Raw genomic sequence first — 19515 nt, 5'->3', positions numbered from 1 at the left:
GGGAAAATCCTTTACATTAAATTGCAACGAGCAGGCAAAAAAAAGAGCACAAACAGTGCTCGAAAATTGTAAGGAGAGGGTGGTTTTAGTTATTGTTATTATTGAACTCCGAACGAGGAGGGCAGGTCGCTAATATCTCTCGTCTACCCGTATCTTTCACTTCTTCTAGAATGACATCAAACCCCCATAATCGGTGAAGGTGCTTCAATACCTCTTCATACCCTTTATCAAGAGGAATACGTTGGTGAGGAACATGTTGAATCGTCATCGACCGATTACCGCGGACATCAACATTAAATACTTGCAGGTTAGGCTCTAAGTTGCTCAGGTTATATTGAGAAGCTAAGCGCTCCCTGATGGTTTTATAGCCGGACTCATCATGAATGGCGCTCACTTCAATGAAGTTTTTTCTATCGTCATCAAGTACTGCAAATAATTTAAAATCACGCATCAACTTGGGCGATAAGTACTGACTAATAAAGCTTTCATCTTTAAAGTTATGCATCGCAAAATGAACGGCATCGAGCCAATCACTTCCCGCCAAATCAGGGAACCATTCGCGATCTTCATCGGTTGGCTCTTCACATATACGGCGAATATCTCTGAACATTGCAAAACCAAGCGCATAAGGATTGATCCCACTGAAGTAGGGACTGTTGTAGGCCGGTTGTGCAACCACACTGGTGTGACTATGTAAGAATTCTAGAATGAATTTATCCGAGACTAACCCTTCATCATAGAGATGATTCAAAATGGTGTAATGCCAGAAAGTTGCCCACCCTTCGTTCATCACTTGAGTCTGTTTTTGTGGATAAAAGTATTGACTGATTTTACGAACAATTCGCACACATTCTCGCTGCCAAGGCTCTAAAAGCGGGGCATGCTTTTCGATGAAATAGAGAATGTTTTCTTGAGGCTCCGTTGGAAAGCGTATTTTATTGATCTCCTCTTTTTCCTCTGTTTTCGGAACCGTTTTCCATAGCTCATTAACTTGGGATTGCAGGTACGCCTCACGCTCTTCTTGCCTTGCGGTTTCTTCCGCGATGGAGATTTTTTCAGGGCGTTTGTATCGATCAACGCCGTAGTTCATTAGAGCATGACAAGAGTCGAGTAGCGTTTCTACTTCAGATACCCCATATTTTTGCTCACAATCCATGATGTAGTTTTTGGCAAAAAGGAGGTAATCGATGATAGAGCTTGCATCGGTCCATGTCTGAAATAAGTAGTTTCCTTTGAAAAAAGAGTTATGCCCATAGCAAGCATGAGCCATAACGAGAGCTTGCATTGTGACGGTATTCTCTTCCATCAAGTAAGCAATACATGGATCAGAGTTAATGACTATTTCATAAGCCAGGCCCATCTGCCCGTGCTTATAATTCTGTTCGGTTTGGATGAACTTTTTACCAAATGACCAGTGATTGTAATTAATCGGCATCCCGATACTAGAATACGCATCCATCATCTGTTCCGAAGTGATGACTTCGATCTGATTTGGGTAGGTGTCAAGTCGGTAATGCTGAGCGACACGCTTAATCTCAACATGGTATTTTTCTAATAAATCGAAAGTCCAATCAGGGCCGTCAGGCAGTTGTTTGGTCTTTGTCGATGCTTGATTATCAGTTTTAGTCGTCATGGCTTACCTCCCTAAGCTGTCTCTTTGTGAAACAATTCCCTAAATACGGGGAAGATGTCATCGACGGTACGAATATTTTTCATCGCAAAGTTATCAAAACTCTGTTCCAATTTTTCATATTCATGCCATAACGTTTGATGTGAACGACGAGTGATTTCGATGTAAGAGTAATACTGACAAGTTGGAAGCAGTTTATTGACCAGTAACTCTTTACATCTAGGTGAATCATCAGCCCAGTTGTCCCCATCAGAAGCTTGAGCGGCATAAATGTTCCACTCCGCTGCAGGGTAGCGTTTTTCTACGATTTCATTCATCAGTTTTAGAGCACTAGACACAATGGTGCCGCCCGTTTCCTGAGAGTAGAAAAACTCATGCTCGTCTACCTCTTTGGCTTGAGTATGATGTCGGATAAAGACGACCTCGACATTCTCATAGGTACGAGTTAAGAAGAGATAAAGCAGTACATAGAAGCGTTTTGCAATGTCTTTCGTTGCCTGATCCATTGAACCCGATACATCCATTAAGCAAAACATAACCGCTTGGCTGGAGGGGATAGGACGGCGTTCATAGTTTTTAAAACGCAGATCGAAGGTGTCGATATAAGGAACACTTTCAATCCTTTTACGTAAATCGGCAATCTCCTGTTTTACGCGCAGTTCTTCAAATGGTTGAGCGGGTTCTTGGTTATGAATGCGCTCCAACTCTTCTTCTAACTCATTGAGCATGCGACGTTTACCCGCAGTCATTGCGGTTCTACGAGCAAGGGACTGTTGTAGTGAGCGAACAATCGCAATGTTGGAAGGCACTCCGGCTGTTTTGAAACCTGAACGGTGCGTTTTCCATTCAGTGATTTTATTTACTTGGTTTTTTTCTAAATTCGGCAGTTCAAGATCTTCGAAAAGAATATCCAAGTATTCATCTTTGGATATTTGAAATACGAATTCATCTTGTCCTTCACCATCAGGGCTTGCGTCACCTTCGCCAGAGCCACCACCTTGACCGCCACCTTTAGGGCGCTCAATTTTGTCTCCCGTAATGAATTGATCATTACCAGGATGAACTCGTTCTCGGCTACCACCTTGCCCCTGATGAAAACTTGGCTCTTTAATATCTTTATGTGGAATAGAGATATCTTCACCAGTTTCAGTATTGGTAATAGAACGACGGTTAACCGCGTCAGCAACCGACTCTTTTATCTGCTCCTTATGGCGTTTTAAAAAGCGCTGTCTATTCACTGCGCTCTTGTTTTTGCCATTGAGCCTCCTATCAATAAATTGTGCCATGAGTTACCTCCTATAAACTTCACGTCACCTGACACGTTGCTACAGCTACAGTATTGCTTAACTGTAACAACGTGTGGCTTATCACTGCTATATCGTTGGTCTCTGAATAGACAGCTAATCAGGCTTGATTGGTTTCTTTTATATTAAGAGGACTTACGCACTCGTAAATACCACTCAGACAGCAATCGTACTTGTTTTTCTGTGTAGCCTTTCTCCATCATACGGGCCACAAAGTCGTCATGTTTCTTCTGATCATCAGATGAAGTTTTCGCATTAAATGAGATGACAGGTAGTAGTTCTTCTGTGTTAGAGAACATTTTCTTCTCAATGACGGTGCGGAGTTTTTCGTAACTCGTCCACACTGGATTCTTGCCGTTATTATTTGCCTTAGCACGTAAGACGAAATTAACGATTTCATTACGGAAATCTTTAGGGTTGCTGATACCCGCAGTTTTCTCGATTTTTTCGAGTTCACCATTGAGCGATGAACGATCAAATAGTTGTCCAGTTTCTGGATCTCGGTACTCTTGATCTTGGATCCAGAAATCAGCGTAGGTAACGTAACGGTCAAAAATATTCTGACCGTATTCAGAGTAAGACTCCAAATATGCAGTTTGAATTTCTTTACCAATGAACTCTACATAACGAGGTACTAGATACCCTTTTAAAAATTCAAGATAACGTTCTGCTTGCTCTTGAGGGAATTGCTCTCGCTCGATCTGTTGCTCAATGACATAGAACAAGTGCACGGGGTTAGCAGCCACTTCGGCTTGGTCAAAGTTAAATACACGAGATAGAATTTTGAATGCAAAACGAGTAGATAATCCAGACATGCCTTCGTCTACACCTGCATAGTCACGATATTCTTGATAACTTTTTGCTTTTGGATCGGTATCTTTAAGTGTCTCACCATCATAGACTCGCATTTTAGAGAATAGAGATGAGTTTTCTGGCACTTTTAAACGTGACAAAATACTGAACTGTGAAAGTAAATCTAAGGTACTTGGGGAACATGGTGCTTTGGATAGTTCACTGTGATCAAGCAGCTTTTGGTAAATCTTAACCTCTTCGGATACTCGTAAGCAGTATGGTACTTTTACGATATAAACCCGATCGAGGAAAGCTTCATTGTTTTTGTTGTTACGGAAAGTTTGCCACTCTGACTCATTGGAGTGCGCGAGGATCATGCCGTCAAATGGCAATGCTGATAATCCTTCAGTACCGTTGAAGTTACCTTCTTGAGTCGCCGTTAGAAGAGGGTGAAGCACTTTAATTGGAGCTTTGAACATCTCCACAAATTCCATCAAGCCTTGGTTGGCTTTACATAATGCGCCCGAGTAGCTATAAGCATCGGGGTCATCTTGAGAGAAGTGCTCAAGTTGACGAATATCAACCTTACCGACCAGTGAGGAAATGTCTTGGTTGTTTTCATCACCTGGCTCAGTTTTAGCGATGGCAACTTGATCTAGTATTGAAGGACGAACTTTCACAACGCTGAATTTAGTAATATCGCCACCAAATTCATGCAATCGTTTTGCGGCCCAAGGGGACATAACAGAACGAACATAGCGTTTCTCAATACCATATTCTTTTTTCAGTAAGTCACCATCTTCAGTGACGTCAAAAAGGCAGAAAGGGTGATCGTTTACAGGGCTGCGTTCACCATTTGCTGACAGCACATAAATAGGCATCTGTTGCATTAGCGCTTTAAGCTTTTCAGCTAGAGAGGATTTACCACCCCCAACAGGCCCTAAAAGGTACAGTATCTGTTTGCGTTCTTCTAAGCCTTGAGCAGCATGTTTAAGGTATGAAACGATCTGTTCAATGGCTTCCTCCATACCATAGAAGTCTTCAAAAGTTTTGTATCGTGAAATCACTCGGTTTGAAAAAATTCGGCTTAGTCTTGGATCTTGTGCGGTGTCAATGATCTCTGGTTCACCAATCGCGAGTAAAAGTCGCTCTGCCGCATTTGCGTAGGCGCTCTTATTGTCTTTACATAGACCGAGAAAATCTTGGATGGATAACTCTTCATCTTTCGCGGCTTCGTAGCGCGCCTGATAATGATCAAAAATACTCATAGTAAATTCCCCTCTCAATCTGTCACCCATGAATGACAGCAAAATGTACAGCTTCCTTACAACATAAAGCCTAGACCTAAACTTGGTATTTTGCTTAACAATTATGTATTTATTTGTAAAAAATGAGCAAAATACGCTTTGAATTCGTGGATCAAATAGGTTTAGATTTAGCTATATCTAATATGAATCATAATTTATATAATTAACGAGCTTTGCCAATCAACGAAAGCCGTGGTGGAGGGGGGCTATGAAAAAAGCAATGCTAGGGTATTGGTGAAATTAATAAAATGACCACCAAAATAACAGGAGATTATAGATTTAACATAAAGCAGCTTGAATGATGGTACGCCGTGCTATATCATGGCGGCAAATATTAAATAGATAATGAACTAGTAAGGTTTTAACGTGAAAAAGTTGTCTACATTGATGCTAGCTAGTGCGCTTATTGCTGCGCCATCGTTAGCGTTTGCAAAAGCTGGATCGTGGTCACTTGGCGCGGCCGTCTCTTATTCTCCTGCGGTATATAAAGATACACCTTCGAATGTAGTGGCGATTCCGATGGTTGGCTATGAAGGTGAGCATCTTTTCCTACGTGGTTTTACGGGTGGTTACCGTCTGTTTCCTGCTGGCTCAACACAGAATGTTATTTTCCGTTTTGCATACGATGCTCGTTCATTAGATCCTTCAGATTCTGATGATGAAAATATTAAAAAATACATTGATGAACGTAAAGCCGCAGTGTTAGGTGGCGTGAGTTACCAACTAGTGACTTTAGCCGGCGTTTTTGAAGCGACTGCGGGTAGCGATATTGGCTCTACGCATAATGGTTTGTACGCTGAAGCGGCTTGGCGTTTACCGATTAACCGTGGCGTGTGGGGTATTACACCTTCAATTGGTTACGCTTATAACAGCGATAAGTTGAATAACCACTTATACGGTGTATCGTCTAGCGAAGTCGCGAAAGCAACGGCTGGTGGTGGTACGTTGACTGAATTTGATGCCGATTGGGATGGACAATACTTCGTGGGTCTTTCTGGTTACATGCACCTAACTCGAAGCATTCGTGTAACTGGTGGTATTCGTTACACTAACTTGGAAGGTGATATTGAAGGTAGCCCAATACTTGAAAGTGGGGTGAATACAACAGCTAATGTGGGCATAGCATACGTGTTCTAACTATCTGAACTGATTCAGAAAAGGGGTTGATGCATTACATCAACCCCTTTTTTATTTTAGCTGAGATAGCATGGGGTTAGGCATTAAAAATTTGGGTGAACTCAGCGGCAGATAAATGGTATTGACGTGGACATTTACCCCAAGTTACTAGCATTCTGCGGTACTTCTCTAACATTGGCATTTGGCTGTTAAAGTGATGGTCGTTCTTTTCGAATTGAGGATAAAGTCCTTCAGATTCAGTAAGGAAGCGAACATAATGTACAACTTGCGCTTCGGTCGCAATATCAAAGCCTAAGAACTGTAGGCGGCGTTGATCGACATCTTTACGCTCAGCTTCAGAAAGCATTTTGTTTGACTCTTGCATCGCATGATACATTTCCATAATGGCAATCACTTCACGGCACTCTTCTTCCGTTAAGCAGCCAAACTCTTTATTCAGTTCGTTCATTTGCAAAGCGTATCCGCGCTCTACAATGGTCTGCAAACGCTGGTACTTTGCAGCGTTGTCTGGGTTCATTTGCGACATTAGGTAGTATTGATTTGAAAGGATCAAACGTTGAGCGTTTGTCATATCCATTGGAGCCTCACTAGATTTAATTTGATTTTATTGTTGAAACTAGATTAACAGTGTTTATTCATATTGAAACATGATCTCAACACCGATTTAATATCATTCGCCGATTTTTTCATCATAGTCGTTCTCTCTATTTTTAAGAATAAACGAACGGGAAAAGGATGAAAAAAATACCAGCGTTTAAGCTGGTATTATCGTCAAATGTACAAGAGATACTATTGAGTTTAGTATTTTACATTATCATTATACTGGCTAAGGATGCTGACCATTTTATCCATCGTCTCTTTCGATGGTGGATTTGTCCCTTCCAGCGGATAATCGTAACCCAGCGCTTCCCATTTATGAGCGCCTAGCTTGTGATAAGGCAGTAACTCAACCTTTTCGATATTGTCCATATCTTTGATAAATTCGCCAAGCATGTGAGCTGACTCTTCATCATCCGTATACCCTGGAACAATCACATAACGGATCCACGTTTTTTGACCAAGTTTGTGTAAGTAACGAGCAAAGTCGAGCGTTCGCTTATTTGATACACCAATAAAATCATGATGGATTTCATCTTTCATGTGTTTTAGATCTAGCATTACCAGATCGGTAGCGTCTAAAACTTCATCAACGACATCAGTGTGCTTACGAATATAGCCATTGGTATCAAGGCAGGTGTGGATACCTTCAGCTTGTGCCGCTCGGAAGAAATCACGAACGAATTCTGGCTGCAACATGGCTTCACCACCAGAACAAGTAATACCTCCACCAGAAGCTTTCATAAAGTGGCGGTAAGATTTCGCTTCTTTGATAATTTCTTCAACAGTGACTTCTCGGCCATCATTAACATCCCAAGTATCACGGTTATGACAATACATACAACGCATTAAACAGCCTTGTAAGAACACAATAAAACGGATTCCAGGGCCATCGACGGTGCCACATGACTCGAATGAGTGAATACGACCAGATGTTGACATAAGCTCATCTCAAATAGGTAATTTAATGACTATTTTATTACAAATAGTAAGGGATATATAGCCCTACTTCAGTGCTAGAGCTGTGTATTTGTAAGGAAATAGGTAAGAAATCATAGATACGAATTTGAGGTAAAATTTTGTTTGAGTGATAAGGAAAAAGAGTATAAAAAATCCACTGTGGAATACCATCAGTGGATTTTTAAAATAAGGCATATTAACTCTCTAGAGTACATTGCATAAGTTTAGAAGAAGCCAAAGAGCGTCAGTGCGCCTACCCCATAGGCTGACGTCTCATCTTCCTTGAAATCAGACGTTTTAGCTGAGAATGTGAAAGATGCGCCCAGCGTTTGATTATACCAAACAGCGCCTAAGCTTGCGGTGGCTTGAGTATTTTGTAAAGTCACTGGATAAACTTCATCAGGAACTGGCCCATCGATAGTGATGTCATTAAAACGGTAGCGGCCTTCTATGCCAGCGAACAGGTAAGCACTACTTGAACCTTGCATGATCATACCGGGCAGAAATGAGTTTTCCATTGAAACCCTTGCGGCACCAATACTGCTATCTAAACCTGAGCCCCAACGCCACATCATTCCAGTTGCGATTTCACTACGGTAATTACCCGCCATCACTCTAGAGATGTTTTTTATCTCGTGTTGAGTACCGCCACTTGATCGGCTACGAAATAGGGCATTATGAGTTTCAAACTCAAAGTTGCCTAGCATTTGATCTTCGACTTGATAATCCCAGCCTTCAGGTTGAGTTGATCCTGTAATGCTGTGAATGAAATCTTGAGCGACATCGGCTAAAGAGTTTGGACCTGTGGAGCCAACCAAGAAGCCGTACCGATCAGCTCTATAGGCTGAAATATTAGCAATATCCGTTTGGAAAAAAAGTACACCAGCATAAGGGCGCTGATCGACTTGAGGTGTGGACTCTTCAATTTTCTTTGGAGTATAAATGGTTTGCCCAAGCGTAAAACCTACTTTATGGGCCGCACCACCAAAGGTTCCAAATGAGCTAGTGATAGGAGTCAGAACAGGTGAAAGGCTAACCTCATCGGAAAAATAAGAAAGGAATAGACCATTGGTGTAGTCTTTATCAACACCAAAAATACCATCATTATCTAAGCTAAATGTAAACGTACCAGCATGAGAAAGTGTTGATGATAGTGAGAGCAGGGCGAGTAATAGAGGCTTCTTCAAGTTCATGTTAATTACGACTTAATATTAGTTGCTTGTATCGTACCTGAGAATAAAAAAAAACCCACTCCTAAGAGTGGGTTTTGATACCAAATCTATAATAAATTATAGAGATTCAGTGAAAGTACGTGCGATTACGTCTTGTTGTTGCTCAGTAGTCAGAGAGTTGAAACGTACAGCGTAACCCGATACACGGATAGTAAGCTGAGGGTAGTTCTCTGGGTGCTTAACTGCGTCTTCTAGAGTTTCGCGGTTAAGAACGTTCACGTTAAGGTGTTGACCACCTTCAATACCAGTTTCGTGGTGGAAGTAACCATCCATAAGACCAGCAAGGTTAGAACGTTGGCTATCTTCTTCTTTACCTAGTGCATTTGGCACGATAGAGAAAGTGTAAGAGATACCATCTTGAGCATCAGCAAACGGTAGTTTACCTACAGAAGTAAGTGAAGCTACAGCGCCTTTTTCGTCACGACCGTGCATTGGGTTTGCACCAGGAGCGAAAGGAGCACCAGCTCGACGACCATCTGGAGTGTTACCCGTTTTCTTACCGTACACAACGTTAGAAGTGATAGTAAGGATAGACTGAGTAGGGATCGCATTGCGGTACATAGTCAGTTTACGGATTTTGCCCATGAATGTAGAAACAAGTTCACATGCGATGTCATCTACGCGTGAATCGTTGTTACCAAATTTAGGGTAGTCACCTTCGATAGCGAAGTCAGTAGCAATACCATCTTCATCACGGATAGGAGAAACTTTAGCGTATTTGATTGCAGATAGTGAGTCAGCAGCAACTGACAGACCAGCAATACCACAAGCCATAGTACGACGAACGTCACGGTCATGAAGAGCCATTAGAGACGCTTCGTAGCTGTATTTGTCGTGCATGTAGTGAATGCTGTTTAGCGCAGTCACGTATTGCTTAGCTAGCCAATCCATGAAGTGATCTAGACGATCCATTACTTTATCGTAATCAAGAACTGCATCAGTCATTGGCGCTTCTTTAGGGCCGACTTGCATTTTCAGCTTCTCGTCCATGCCGCCATTGATTGAGTAAAGCATTGTCTTAGCAAGGTTTGCACGAGCACCGAAGAACTGCATTTGTTTACCAACAATCATTGGAGAAACACAACATGCAATTGCGTAGTCGTCAGAACCAAGGTCAGGACGCATTAGATCATCGTTTTCGTACTGGATAGAAGAAGTATCGATAGATACTTTTGCACAGAAACGTTTGAAGCCGTCAGGTAGTTGCTCAGACCAAAGAACAGTGATGTTTGGCTCTGGAGAAGGACCCATAGTGTATAGGCTGTTTAGGAAACGGAAGTTTGAACGCGTAACTAGAGTACGACCATCAACACCCATACCACCCATAGATTCTGTAGCCCAGATAGGGTCGCCAGAGAACAGCTCATCGTATTCAGGAGTACGTAGGAAACGAACCATACGTAGCTTCATTACGAAGTGGTCAATCATTTCTTGAGCTTGAACTTCAGTGATGATGCCAGCAGCGATATCACGTTCGATGTAGATGTCTAGGAAAGTCGAAGTACGACCTAGAGACATTGCAGCACCGTTTTGAGATTTAACTGCAGCTAGGTAGCCGAAGTAAGTCCATTGGATAGCTTCTTGAGCAGTTTGAGCTGGCTCAGAAATATCACAGCCGTATTTCGCAGCCATAACTTTAATTTGGCCTAGAGCGCGGTGTTGCTCAGCAATTTCTTCACGAAGTTGCATTGTAGCTGCTAGGTCTTCGCCATTTTCAAAACGCTCTTGTAGAGAAGCGAATTGAGCTAGCTTGTCTTTCATTAGGTAATCAATACCGTAAAGTGCAACACGACGGTAGTCACCGATGATACGACCACGGCCGTAAGCATCAGGAAGACCAGTCAAAACACCAGACTTACGACATTTTAGGATATCAGGAGTGTAAATATCGAAAACGCCAGCGTTGTGTGTTTTGCGGTATTCTGAGTAGATTTTTGAAACCATAGGGTCAAGAGTTTCGCCGTATGCTTTACAAGAACCTTCAACCATACGCACACCACCGTTAGGGATGATTGCACGTTTTAGCGGTTTTTCAGTTTGAAGACCAACAATAGTTTCTAGGTCTTTTTCAATGTAGCCTGCATCGTGAGCAGTGATGGTAGAGATAACAGAAGTATCAAAATCAACAGGAGCTTTTGTTGCGTTTTCCTGTTTGATACCTTCCATTACCGAAGCCCAAAGCTTGTTAGTTGCTTCAGTACCTTCAGAAACTAGGAAAGATTCGTCACCTTCATACGGTGCGTAGTTCTTCTGGATAAAATCGCGAACGTTAACTTCGTTTTGCCATTCACCTTCAACAAAACTTTCCCAAGCTTTAGCAAATTGCTCTGCCATGACATACCTACCTTTTTAGTAGTAAAAACACGTACCGATTCACTGTAGAGACAGTTATCCCAGAAACGGGAAAGGTACACTCTTATTAAATAACAATATCTATATTCACGTGAACTAGTCACATAACGATATATATTGTCACTATTCAACATATGGTGACTTACTAAGTTGAAATCAATAGTACACTAAAATTTTTTTGCAAACCTTAAACTAAATCAATAAATGCTAAAAAAATTTGAAACAGTTAAATAAAATTTGAGTGACGGGTTGCGTCACTCAAACTTACTTTACTGGTTCTTACTCAATTATAAGAAACCAGGGATGCCGTATTGACCTTCAAGCATACCAACTGCAAGCATTGCAATTAGACAGATAACAAGAACGCCACCAGGGATAACGATACGGTCAACAAAAGAAAGTTTTGCTGCACGAGTCTTATCACCGATTAGGCCATTGTTATCTAACAGCATTGTTAGAGCCCAAGCTAGAACAGGGTTCACTACTGCAGAAGCAAAGATACAAATACCAGCAGATTGTGAATCCTTAGTGTCCTTAACCATTTGCATGCCCGCTTCAAGTAGAGGTAAGAAAACACCTACTAGAAGAGCGATACGCATTACAGGTGGCCATACTGCTACATCCATTGGGAAACCAAGAATAGCAATAGTCATAACTAATAGACCAAGAATGATGGCACCGCCAGGAATTGGACGTTTTGCAATCGCAGCTGGGATCATGTAAGTACCCCAAGATGAAGTGATGTTACCACCACCAACCGCTGTACCAACGATTTGACGGATAGAACACATAGTCATCGTGTCATCAACGTCCATTAGAACTTTTTCAGTTTTACGTGGGTAGTTTAGCTCTTGGAAGATACGGTGACCTAGGAAGTCAGGAGACCACATCGCAACCGCTAGAATAGCAAACGGTAGAGAAGCAATGAAGTGCTCAAGGTTAGGAAGACCTAGCATCCAACCTTCACTTGTAGAGCCCCACCAGTAAACAGGGTTTAGATTTGGAAGACCCATTTGAGTTTCAAATTGAAGATCGAAACCAGTACCGAAAATTAGTGCAACAATAAGACCTGTTACCGCACAAGCTGGAATCGCTAACCAACGTTTGTTGATACGAGCAAGGAAAGCATAAAGAACAATGTTAACCGCTAAAACAACAAGACCGACGTAGCCCATGCTGCCTTTTACGACTTCAGCTGACTCTAGGCCAGTTGCCCAATTTTGGATTTGTCCAATTTGGCTCATTGCACCGGTAAAACCGAGGAAAACTAAGAGACCACCAGCCACCCCTTCACCAGTCAAATTAACCAGTTTGGAGCCACCTTTAAAGTAACTAAGCAGAAGACCAAAGACACCCAGAAGGATTGCAAGAGCAAGAGGGTGAGCACCGGCAAGCGCGATTGTGCCGATTAATGGGATCATTGGACCGTGGTTACCCGCAAGGTTTGCTCGAGGGTTAATAAAGCCAGAAGCTAACACACAGAATAGAAGTGCAGGAATAAGCATTTCAACACGTGCCACTTCGATTGCAAACTCTTTACCAAGATTAACGTGGTCCCAAGCCGCAGTTAGGCCATCTGCCCAAGACATCATTACCGCAGAGTACATCGCGATGATACCGATAGTACCAGCAAGAGCAGGAACTAAATCTTCAAGTTCAAAGCGGAAGTCACGACCGGGTAAGTTTAAACCAAAACGACGCGGCTTCATGATTTGAAGTTCGTGGTCAAGATATTCAGAACGGCTTGCAAACTCAGACGCCGGACGGTGTAGCTCTTGATAGCTCTTCTCGTCCACTTCTGAGTGCTCTTTGTTTACGTCTGACATAGATTCCTCATATTTTTAAAAGTTAGTAATTCTATTTTGAATTCTATAAACCCGCGTCCTGCGGTAATTCCTTGTGCTAAGGCATATAATGTAACACGTCTATTATGTGCCTGTGCATAGCCAATGAAAATTTGTAAAGCCTTAAACCGCGCTTTATCTTTGTCGCGAGTCTACCAATCTTACCCTTTTGGGTGATTGATCTTGATCACTTTAAATTATGGATGTGAAAGAAAACAACAAAAAGTATCATCTATGCTTATTGCCGTGGATATTGCGTGTAATTTGATTACATAAAGTGAACAAAGCTAGATGTGCTGTTTGGTCTCACACTTGTGTGATGAACCGTTTACAAGCTCATGTTTTTACCATGCAAAATTGATTTCTGGCGCTAAACTTGCTTAAGATTCAGCAATGACTTTTAAATGGCGATCACTTGCCGCTTCAGGATAATAAAATGAAAAATAACAAAGTATTGCCGTTAGTGGCGTTAATATCTGGCTTATTAGTAGGTTGCGGCGGTGGAGGCGGCGGCGGCGGTGCTCCCGCAGCCCCAACATATACTTGGCAGTTTGTTCATTTATACAGCGATGTAAAATCTTCTATTGGTGCAGGCTGCAGTATTTATTCTGATGATCAAACAACTGCAGGTAACGTGATTGCAGCGAGAATAGCGGATGAAGGCTTTAATGTGTTGTACCACAATGCTGATGGATCTGTGATTACAGAAGAAACAATCACAGATATTCCTGCCACTGGGAAGGTTGTCATTGATAGTGGCCTCATACCGGATAATGGTTATGTTTCCCTTGAAGAAGTTGTAGGAGGGCTGGGCAATCGTAACGATGTGTATATGTTCACCGTCCAGAAAGATCTAATGACGAATTTAGTTCTTAATGTTAGGCAGCAAGCCAACCGCTCAAATAATTGTTATCAAGGTGAACAATTTAATTTAACACTGTCTGATAACGCTGCTGTTGCTGTGGCGCAAAGCAGTGTAGATACCAGCTACTACCAATCAAGCTATGTTAATTCTCTGGTAAGTGGCCGTGAGCTTTCAGCTAATATACCTGTTAAAGCACCTTTAGTTGGAACTAAGAGTGTGCTGGTTACTGCGTTTGACACATTGGCAAGTAACCCTCAAGAGTATGAAGAGTTAAAGCATTTTACTTTCGTTCCTTCTACATCTATTTATGATTCTACTAATCCACCGACAAATCTCCCGTCTGTCTCAATGCAAGATGTGGATGTTGATGGTCTGAATATTATCCCGAACGGTTTCTCAATTGATAACACTAGTAATGTAGAATTAGCATACGGAAATGATGTGTATCAATGGCAGCCTTTGTATAACAATGCCACAACGTTATCGTATTCAAGTAGCAACTTATCAGCGACTAGCTGGGGAGTGAAAGCAAATGGTATATCTACAAATGGATCGTGGAGCGTGAATACATTGAAACCATTCTCCGGGGTAGATTTGAATGTATCAATTCCGTCAGTAAGCGATTTTTCCTCAACTGCAGTAGATACCAGTTGTACAGCAGATTTCTGCGTCAGCTCTGCTGGTTTCACACCTAGTGATTTCGATTTACAAAGAACTCACGTAAGAGGTGTGACAAGTCTAAATTATGACTTTTATCAAACGATTTTTGCACCAGCAAACGCTAATCAAGCTTTGATGAAAAGCTCTGTTGTTACTTTTCAACAAGTTGCTTCTGATAGAATCGAGATTGGTGTAGCTAAGCTTGATTTAGAAAACGCAGACTCAGTTGCATGGTTCATGGAGAAGAGTATGAACTTACAAAGCATTGTTGATATTGACTTAGCTAACTATACGGATGTAAATGGCTCAGTTTCTTTACCTACGCCCGTAAAAAATCGGAATGTCTTAATGTTAAGCTTATCAGTTGTAGCGCTGGAAAATAGCGTCAATTAAATTGTAATGATGTAACATAATTGAAACTAATCAAAGCCCCTTGATAGGGGCTTTTTTACAGCTTCTATTCACCATAAAAAGATGAAAATGCCATTTTGTGCATATTAATTTGGATAAAATGACTAGTTATTTGTTGTTTTATAAGTTAATAATTTGTTGCATGTTTTTTCGTTGAGTGCTAATTTGTATTGCAATTAAAGGTCGGAGTACCTTAGCAGTAATAATAAATTAGGGAGCAACAGCGCATGAATGAAGTACCAGCGCTTGATATAAAAGAACTGCACAAGACATTTGGTCAAAACGAAGTCTTAAAAGGCATCTCATTATCTGCACACAAAGGAGATGTGGTGTCTATCATCGGCTCTTCCGGTTCAGGCAAGAGTACCTTTCTACGCTGCGTCAATTTACTCGAAACCCCAACCGCGGGTGAAATTTGGGTGAATGGTGAACTTATTCAAATGAAAAACAACCGCGCAGGAGAGGCTGTTCCTGCCAATGAGAAGCAGGTTCAACGTATCCGCTCTCGTTTGGCGATGGTATTTCAAGGTTTCAATTTATGGTCTCACATGACGGTATTGGAAAATATCATTGAAGCACCTGTTCATGTCCTCGGCGTTCCAAAAGCTCAAGCATTAGAAAATGCAGAACTTCTGCTGCAAAAAGTAGGGTTATACGAGCGAAAAGATTACTACCCTGGTCACTTATCTGGTGGGCAGCAACAACGAGCAGCAATAGCAAGAGCCTTAGCGGTTGATCCTGAAGTGATGCTATTTGACGAACCAACCTCAGCACTTGACCCTGAATTGGTTGGTGAAGTATTAGGCGTTATGCGTGATTTGGCAGAGGAAGGCCGAACTATGCTAGTGGTGACTCACGAAATGGCTTTTGCCCGCGATGTATCTAATCACGTGATGTTTCTACACCAAGGCTTAGTTGAAGAGCAAGGTAACCCTGCGCAACTCTTTACTAATCCAGAATCTGAACGCTTACAACAGTTTATTTCGTCAATTTACTAACCTTTATTAACGTTCAATAAAGGTTAATTCGTGGCGATGAAAAGTAAAACACAACACAACGAAAGCAACATAAAATAAGTAACAATCCACAGGAGTATGGAAATGAAAAAGTGGTTATTAGTGGCAGCGATTGCTGCAACAGCAGCAACTGGAATGGCACAGGCTAAGGAATGGAAAACAGTACGTTTTGGTATTGAAGGTGCTTATCCTCCATTTAGTTGGACAGAAGCGGACGGCTCGCTTAAAGGCTTTGATGTTGACATGGCAAATGCGCTTTGTACTGAGATGAAAGTGAAATGTAAGATCGTCCCTCAAGATTGGGATGGTATTATTCCGTCACTTCTTGCACGTAAGTACGATGCAATCATTGCGGCAATGTCGATTACTGAAGAGCGTAAGAAAAAAATTGATTTCACAGGCAAGTACGCACTAATCCCAAATAAATTCATCTCGAAAAAAGGTGCAAACTTAGACTTCTCTAAAGAAGGGCTAAAAGGTGTGAAAATTGGTGTTCAACGTGCAACAACTCATGATAAATACCTTACAGATAACTATGGCGATGCCGTTGAGATCGTTCGTTACGGTTCATTTGATGAAGCATATTTAGATCTCGCTAATGGTCGTATTGTGTCAGTACTTGGTGATGCATCAGCGCTAGAAGAAGGCGTATTGAACAAAGCTGGTGGTGAAGCTTATGAGTTTGTAGGTCCATCATTGACAGATCCAAAATGGTTCGGTGAAGGTTTTGGTATCGCTCTACGCAAACAAGATAAAGCACTAACTAAAAAGCTAGATGCGGCTATTTTATCTTTGCGCGACAAAGGTATCTACCAAGATATTGCAGCGAAATACTTCAACTACGACGTATACGGTCAATAATCTTCATGCGAGAGGCTGTTATCTAACATAACAGTCTCTTACCTACCGTTAGACACTTTCATTCCACAAGCGACTTACTCAATTATTACAGGTGAATACCTGTTGTGGTAACAACCATATTAACCTAGCCGTTTGTTGAATGATGGTATTCCTGACTAGCCGTTTTTGCTGGGAATTATTATGCTGGATTTACAAGGATACGAAGCCTCAATATTTAATGGGGCCATACTGACGATACAAGTGGCAATACTGTCACTGATTCTTGCCATGATACTAGGGATGTTAGGTGCACTTGCAAAACTGGCTCCTTATCGCTGGGCTAGAGCTATCGCGACTCTTTATACAACTGTTATTCGCGGGATCCCTGATTTAGTTTTAATGATGCTGATCTTCTTCGGTGGTCAGATCTTATTGAATAACAGTTTATATGCCATCAATGAGTGGCTGAATGAGTGGTTTACTTCAAGTGATCCAAGCCATGAGTGGGTAGATTATCTGCCAGATTATATCGATGTGAGTCCATTCATCGCGGGTGTTTTAACCATTGGCTTTATATTTGGCGCTTACATGGCAGAAACGTTCCGCGGAGCGATAATGGCAGTCGATCACGGCGAAATGGAAGCGGCAAAAGCGTATGGAATGAGCACCGCTTTGGCATTTAGACGTATCTTGCTTCCTCAAATGATCCGTCATGCGTTGCCTGGTTTTGGTAACAACTGGCTAGTTCTACTGAAAACAACGGCGCTGGTATCGATCATTGGCTTAGATGATATGGTTCGAGTTAGTTCATTGGCTGCCGGTTCAACCAAGATGCCATTTACCTTCTACATGTCTGTAGCATTGATCTTCTTATTCTTTACCAGCGTTTCGACAGGCTTGCTTAAAGTGGTCGAACGTAAATTTAGTATTCACGCGAGGTAATTATGGATTTTTCATTAGTGATTGAAAGCTTGCCCATATACCTTGATGGATTATGGACGACCGTTTGGATGGTGCTATGTGCCCTAATCATTGGATTGACGGTTGCGATTCCGCTGGCTGTTGCACGAAATAGTCATAATTATGCGTTCAGTGGACCCGCTTGGACATTTATTTATTTTTTCCGTGGTACGCCATTACTGGTTCAGTTGTATTTGATTTATTACGGAATGGATCAATTCTTTCCTGTAAAAGGGACACTTTGGGAGCATGCTTGGTTCTGTGCATTGATTGCATTTGTACTAAACACTTCCGCATATACAGCAGAAATCATCCGTGGTGCGATTAACGGCTTACCGAAAGGGGAAGTGGAAGCGGCAAAAGCTTATGGCATGAGCACGTGGAAAACTTACCGCAGAATCATATTGCCGAGTGCTCTAAGACGCGCATTGCCAGCATACAGTAATGAGGTGATCTTCATGCTTCATGGTTCAGCTGTAGCGGGTATTGTGACCATCATGGATCTCACTGGCGCAGCACGATTAGTCAACTCACGTTACTACGCACCATTTGAGTCATTTTTAACTGCTGGGCTATTTTATATGTGCTTAACGTTTATCATCATTGCTTGCTTTAAGTTTGCAGAGAAACGCTTCTTAGCTTATATGAGACCGTTAAGCTAGAGTTAAAAACTTGGTTATTCGAACAAACGAAAGAGGGAGGCCAAATTGCCTCCCTCTTTTTTATGGATCGTGTTTTTATTTGTATCGACTTGAGTGGTTTTGACTACTTAAAAGTAGACCAAATTGGTGCATGATCTGATGGCTTTTCAATGCCACGTAATTCATAGTCAATACCGGCATCGGTACATTGGCTTGCTAAACTTGGGGTTGCGAGAACCACATCAATACGTAGGCCACGGTTATCAACGAAACCTTTCGAACGATAGTCAAACCATGAGTACTGATCAGTGACTTCTGGGTGCAGTTTCCGGAACGTATCTTCAAAGCCCCAATCCATCAAGGTTTTCAGCCATTCACGTTCAATCGGCTGAAATGAGCATTTTCCTGTTTTTAGCCAGCGTTTTGCATTAGGAGCGCCAATCCCGATATCGGCATCAATTGGGCTGATGTTAATGTCACCCATAACGATGATTTGCTCATCATTACTGTGGTGATCATTTAAGTAAGACATCAAATCTTTGTAGAACTGTTCTTTATACGGGAACTTTGTCTCGTGGCTAACATTGTCGCCTTGAGGAAAATAACCATTAAGTACCGTTACTTTCTCTCCATTCTCATCTTTAAAAGTGCCGATAATCATTCGTTTTTGATGTTCATCGCTATCGGTTGGGAAACCTTTCTGGATAGACAGCGGCTCTTGCTTACATAGCATTGCGACGCCGTAATGGGCTTTTTGGCCATGAAAGTAAACTTTGTAGCCCATCGCTTCAACATCTTCGATCGGAAATGCTTCATCATGAACTTTAATTTCTTGGAGTCCGATAACATCAGGCTGATGCTTGTCAATGATAGCTTGAAGCTGATGTTGGCGAGCTCTTAGGCCATTGATATTAAAGCTGATWACTTTCATTTTATTTTGTGCTCCTTCGAAACCCTTGCTATTCCT

The 19515-nt window shown here is 41.8% G+C and carries 15 protein-coding genes; 6 read left to right on the top strand and 9 right to left on the bottom strand.

Translation table 11 applies throughout. The annotated features are described in order from the left end of the window. Window positions 1-85: 85 nt before the first annotated feature. The 3 genes from L4C39_RS04805 to L4C39_RS04795 form a co-directional block, all read right to left on the bottom strand. Window positions 86-1633: a SpoVR family protein gene (locus L4C39_RS04805; RefSeq protein ID WP_017054284.1), complete on the bottom strand. Its 1548-nt coding sequence runs from the start codon at window positions 1631-1633 to the stop codon at window positions 86-88. A gap of 11 nt (window positions 1634-1644) precedes the next feature. Then, window positions 1645-2916 (bottom strand): YeaH/YhbH family protein, encoded by a 1272-nt coding sequence (locus L4C39_RS04800; RefSeq protein ID WP_017054285.1) that lies wholly within the window; start codon window positions 2914-2916, stop codon window positions 1645-1647. A 143-nt stretch (window positions 2917-3059) separates the two neighbouring features. Beyond that, on the bottom strand, window positions 3060-4994 hold the full coding sequence (locus tag L4C39_RS04795; RefSeq protein WP_017054286.1) for a PrkA family serine protein kinase: 1935 nt from the start codon (window positions 4992-4994) through the stop codon (window positions 3060-3062). Between the two features lie 426 nt (window positions 4995-5420). On the opposite strand from L4C39_RS04795, the gene L4C39_RS04790 reads away from it, so the two are divergent. Further along, window positions 5421-6170 carry a MipA/OmpV family protein gene (locus L4C39_RS04790; protein WP_429744829.1) on the top strand — a complete coding sequence of 250 codons (750 nt, stop codon included), beginning with the start codon at window positions 5421-5423 and terminating at the stop codon, window positions 6168-6170. A gap of 76 nt (window positions 6171-6246) precedes the next feature. Here L4C39_RS04790 and L4C39_RS04785 read toward each other — a convergent pair whose 3' ends face one another. The 5 genes from L4C39_RS04785 to L4C39_RS04765 all read right to left on the bottom strand — a co-directional run bounded on the left by L4C39_RS04785 (window position 6247) and on the right by L4C39_RS04765 (window position 13137). Continuing rightward, entirely contained in the window at window positions 6247-6747 is a 501-nt protein-coding gene (locus L4C39_RS04785; protein WP_136993731.1) for a YfbU family protein, read from the bottom strand. A 221-nt stretch (window positions 6748-6968) separates the two neighbouring features. Next, window positions 6969-7709, bottom strand: a complete 741-nt coding sequence (gene pflA / locus L4C39_RS04780; protein WP_017054289.1) for a pyruvate formate lyase 1-activating protein — start codon at window positions 7707-7709, stop codon at window positions 6969-6971. Between the two features lie 242 nt (window positions 7710-7951). Beyond that, complete coding sequence (locus L4C39_RS04775) at window positions 7952-8920, bottom strand: lipid A deacylase LpxR family protein (protein WP_371712484.1); 969 nt, start codon at window positions 8918-8920, stop codon at window positions 7952-7954. A 96-nt stretch (window positions 8921-9016) separates the two neighbouring features. Next, entirely contained in the window at window positions 9017-11293 is a 2277-nt protein-coding gene (gene pflB / locus L4C39_RS04770) for a formate C-acetyltransferase (protein WP_261888360.1), read from the bottom strand. Window positions 11294-11598: 305 nt separating this feature from the next. Then, window positions 11599-13137 carry a DUF3360 family protein gene (locus tag L4C39_RS04765; RefSeq protein ID WP_113797521.1) on the bottom strand — a complete coding sequence of 513 codons (1539 nt, stop codon included), beginning with the start codon at window positions 13135-13137 and terminating at the stop codon, window positions 11599-11601. A gap of 454 nt (window positions 13138-13591) precedes the next feature. On the opposite strand from L4C39_RS04765, the gene L4C39_RS04760 reads away from it, so the two are divergent. The 5 genes from L4C39_RS04760 to L4C39_RS04740 all read left to right on the top strand — a co-directional run bounded on the left by L4C39_RS04760 (window position 13592) and on the right by L4C39_RS04740 (window position 18569). Continuing rightward, on the top strand, window positions 13592-15073 hold the full coding sequence (locus L4C39_RS04760) for a flagellar sheath protein A (RefSeq protein WP_429744764.1): 1482 nt from the start codon (window positions 13592-13594) through the stop codon (window positions 15071-15073). Between the two features lie 245 nt (window positions 15074-15318). Then, complete coding sequence (locus L4C39_RS04755; RefSeq protein ID WP_113797517.1) at window positions 15319-16089, top strand: ABC transporter ATP-binding protein; 771 nt, start codon at window positions 15319-15321, stop codon at window positions 16087-16089. A 102-nt stretch (window positions 16090-16191) separates the two neighbouring features. Next, window positions 16192-16968, top strand: a complete 777-nt coding sequence (locus L4C39_RS04750; protein WP_017051925.1) for an ABC transporter substrate-binding protein — start codon at window positions 16192-16194, stop codon at window positions 16966-16968. Window positions 16969-17148: 180 nt separating this feature from the next. Then, window positions 17149-17889: an ABC transporter permease gene (locus tag L4C39_RS04745; RefSeq protein WP_136993735.1), complete on the top strand. Its 741-nt coding sequence runs from the start codon at window positions 17149-17151 to the stop codon at window positions 17887-17889. A 2-nt stretch (window positions 17890-17891) separates the two neighbouring features. Then, window positions 17892-18569, top strand: a complete 678-nt coding sequence (locus tag L4C39_RS04740) for an ABC transporter permease (protein ID WP_113797514.1) — start codon at window positions 17892-17894, stop codon at window positions 18567-18569. Window positions 18570-18672: 103 nt separating this feature from the next. Here the strand turns inward: L4C39_RS04740 and xthA are convergent, their stop codons facing one another. After that, entirely contained in the window at window positions 18673-19479 is an 807-nt protein-coding gene (xthA, locus tag L4C39_RS04735) for an exodeoxyribonuclease III (protein WP_429744760.1), read from the bottom strand. Between the last annotated feature and the right edge of the window lie 36 nt (window positions 19480-19515).

This window comes from Vibrio clamense (genome assembly GCF_050337905.1).
Taxonomy (GTDB): Bacteria; Pseudomonadota; Gammaproteobacteria; order Enterobacterales; family Vibrionaceae; genus Vibrio; species Vibrio cortegadensis.
This window is presented reverse-complemented; position numbering and strand designations above follow the sequence as displayed.

Bases quoted from the DNA above. Each gene is read 5' to 3' on its own strand.
- L4C39_RS04805 (WP_017054284.1), bottom strand. From the start codon at position 1,633: ATGACGACTAAAACTGATAATCAAGCATCGACAAAGACCAAACAACTG.
- L4C39_RS04800 (WP_017054285.1), bottom strand. From the start codon at position 2,916: ATGGCACAATTTATTGATAGGAGGCTCAATGGCAAAAACAAGAGCGCA.
- L4C39_RS04795 (WP_017054286.1), bottom strand. From the start codon at position 4,994: ATGAGTATTTTTGATCATTATCAGGCGCGCTACGAAGCCGCGAAAGAT.
- L4C39_RS04790 (WP_429744829.1), top strand. From the start codon at position 5,421: ATGCTAGCTAGTGCGCTTATTGCTGCGCCATCGTTAGCGTTTGCAAAA.
- L4C39_RS04785 (WP_136993731.1), bottom strand. From the start codon at position 6,747: ATGGATATGACAAACGCTCAACGTTTGATCCTTTCAAATCAATACTAC.
- pflA (WP_017054289.1), bottom strand. From the start codon at position 7,709: ATGTCAACATCTGGTCGTATTCACTCATTCGAGTCATGTGGCACCGTC.
- L4C39_RS04775 (WP_371712484.1), bottom strand. From the start codon at position 8,920: ATGAACTTGAAGAAGCCTCTATTACTCGCCCTGCTCTCACTATCATCA.
- pflB (WP_261888360.1), bottom strand. From the start codon at position 11,293: ATGGCAGAGCAATTTGCTAAAGCTTGGGAAAGTTTTGTTGAAGGTGAA.
- L4C39_RS04765 (WP_113797521.1), bottom strand. From the start codon at position 13,137: ATGTCAGACGTAAACAAAGAGCACTCAGAAGTGGACGAGAAGAGCTAT.
- L4C39_RS04760 (WP_429744764.1), top strand. From the start codon at position 13,592: ATGAAAAATAACAAAGTATTGCCGTTAGTGGCGTTAATATCTGGCTTA.
- L4C39_RS04755 (WP_113797517.1), top strand. From the start codon at position 15,319: ATGAATGAAGTACCAGCGCTTGATATAAAAGAACTGCACAAGACATTT.
- L4C39_RS04750 (WP_017051925.1), top strand. From the start codon at position 16,192: ATGAAAAAGTGGTTATTAGTGGCAGCGATTGCTGCAACAGCAGCAACT.
- L4C39_RS04745 (WP_136993735.1), top strand. From the start codon at position 17,149: ATGCTGGATTTACAAGGATACGAAGCCTCAATATTTAATGGGGCCATA.
- L4C39_RS04740 (WP_113797514.1), top strand. From the start codon at position 17,892: ATGGATTTTTCATTAGTGATTGAAAGCTTGCCCATATACCTTGATGGA.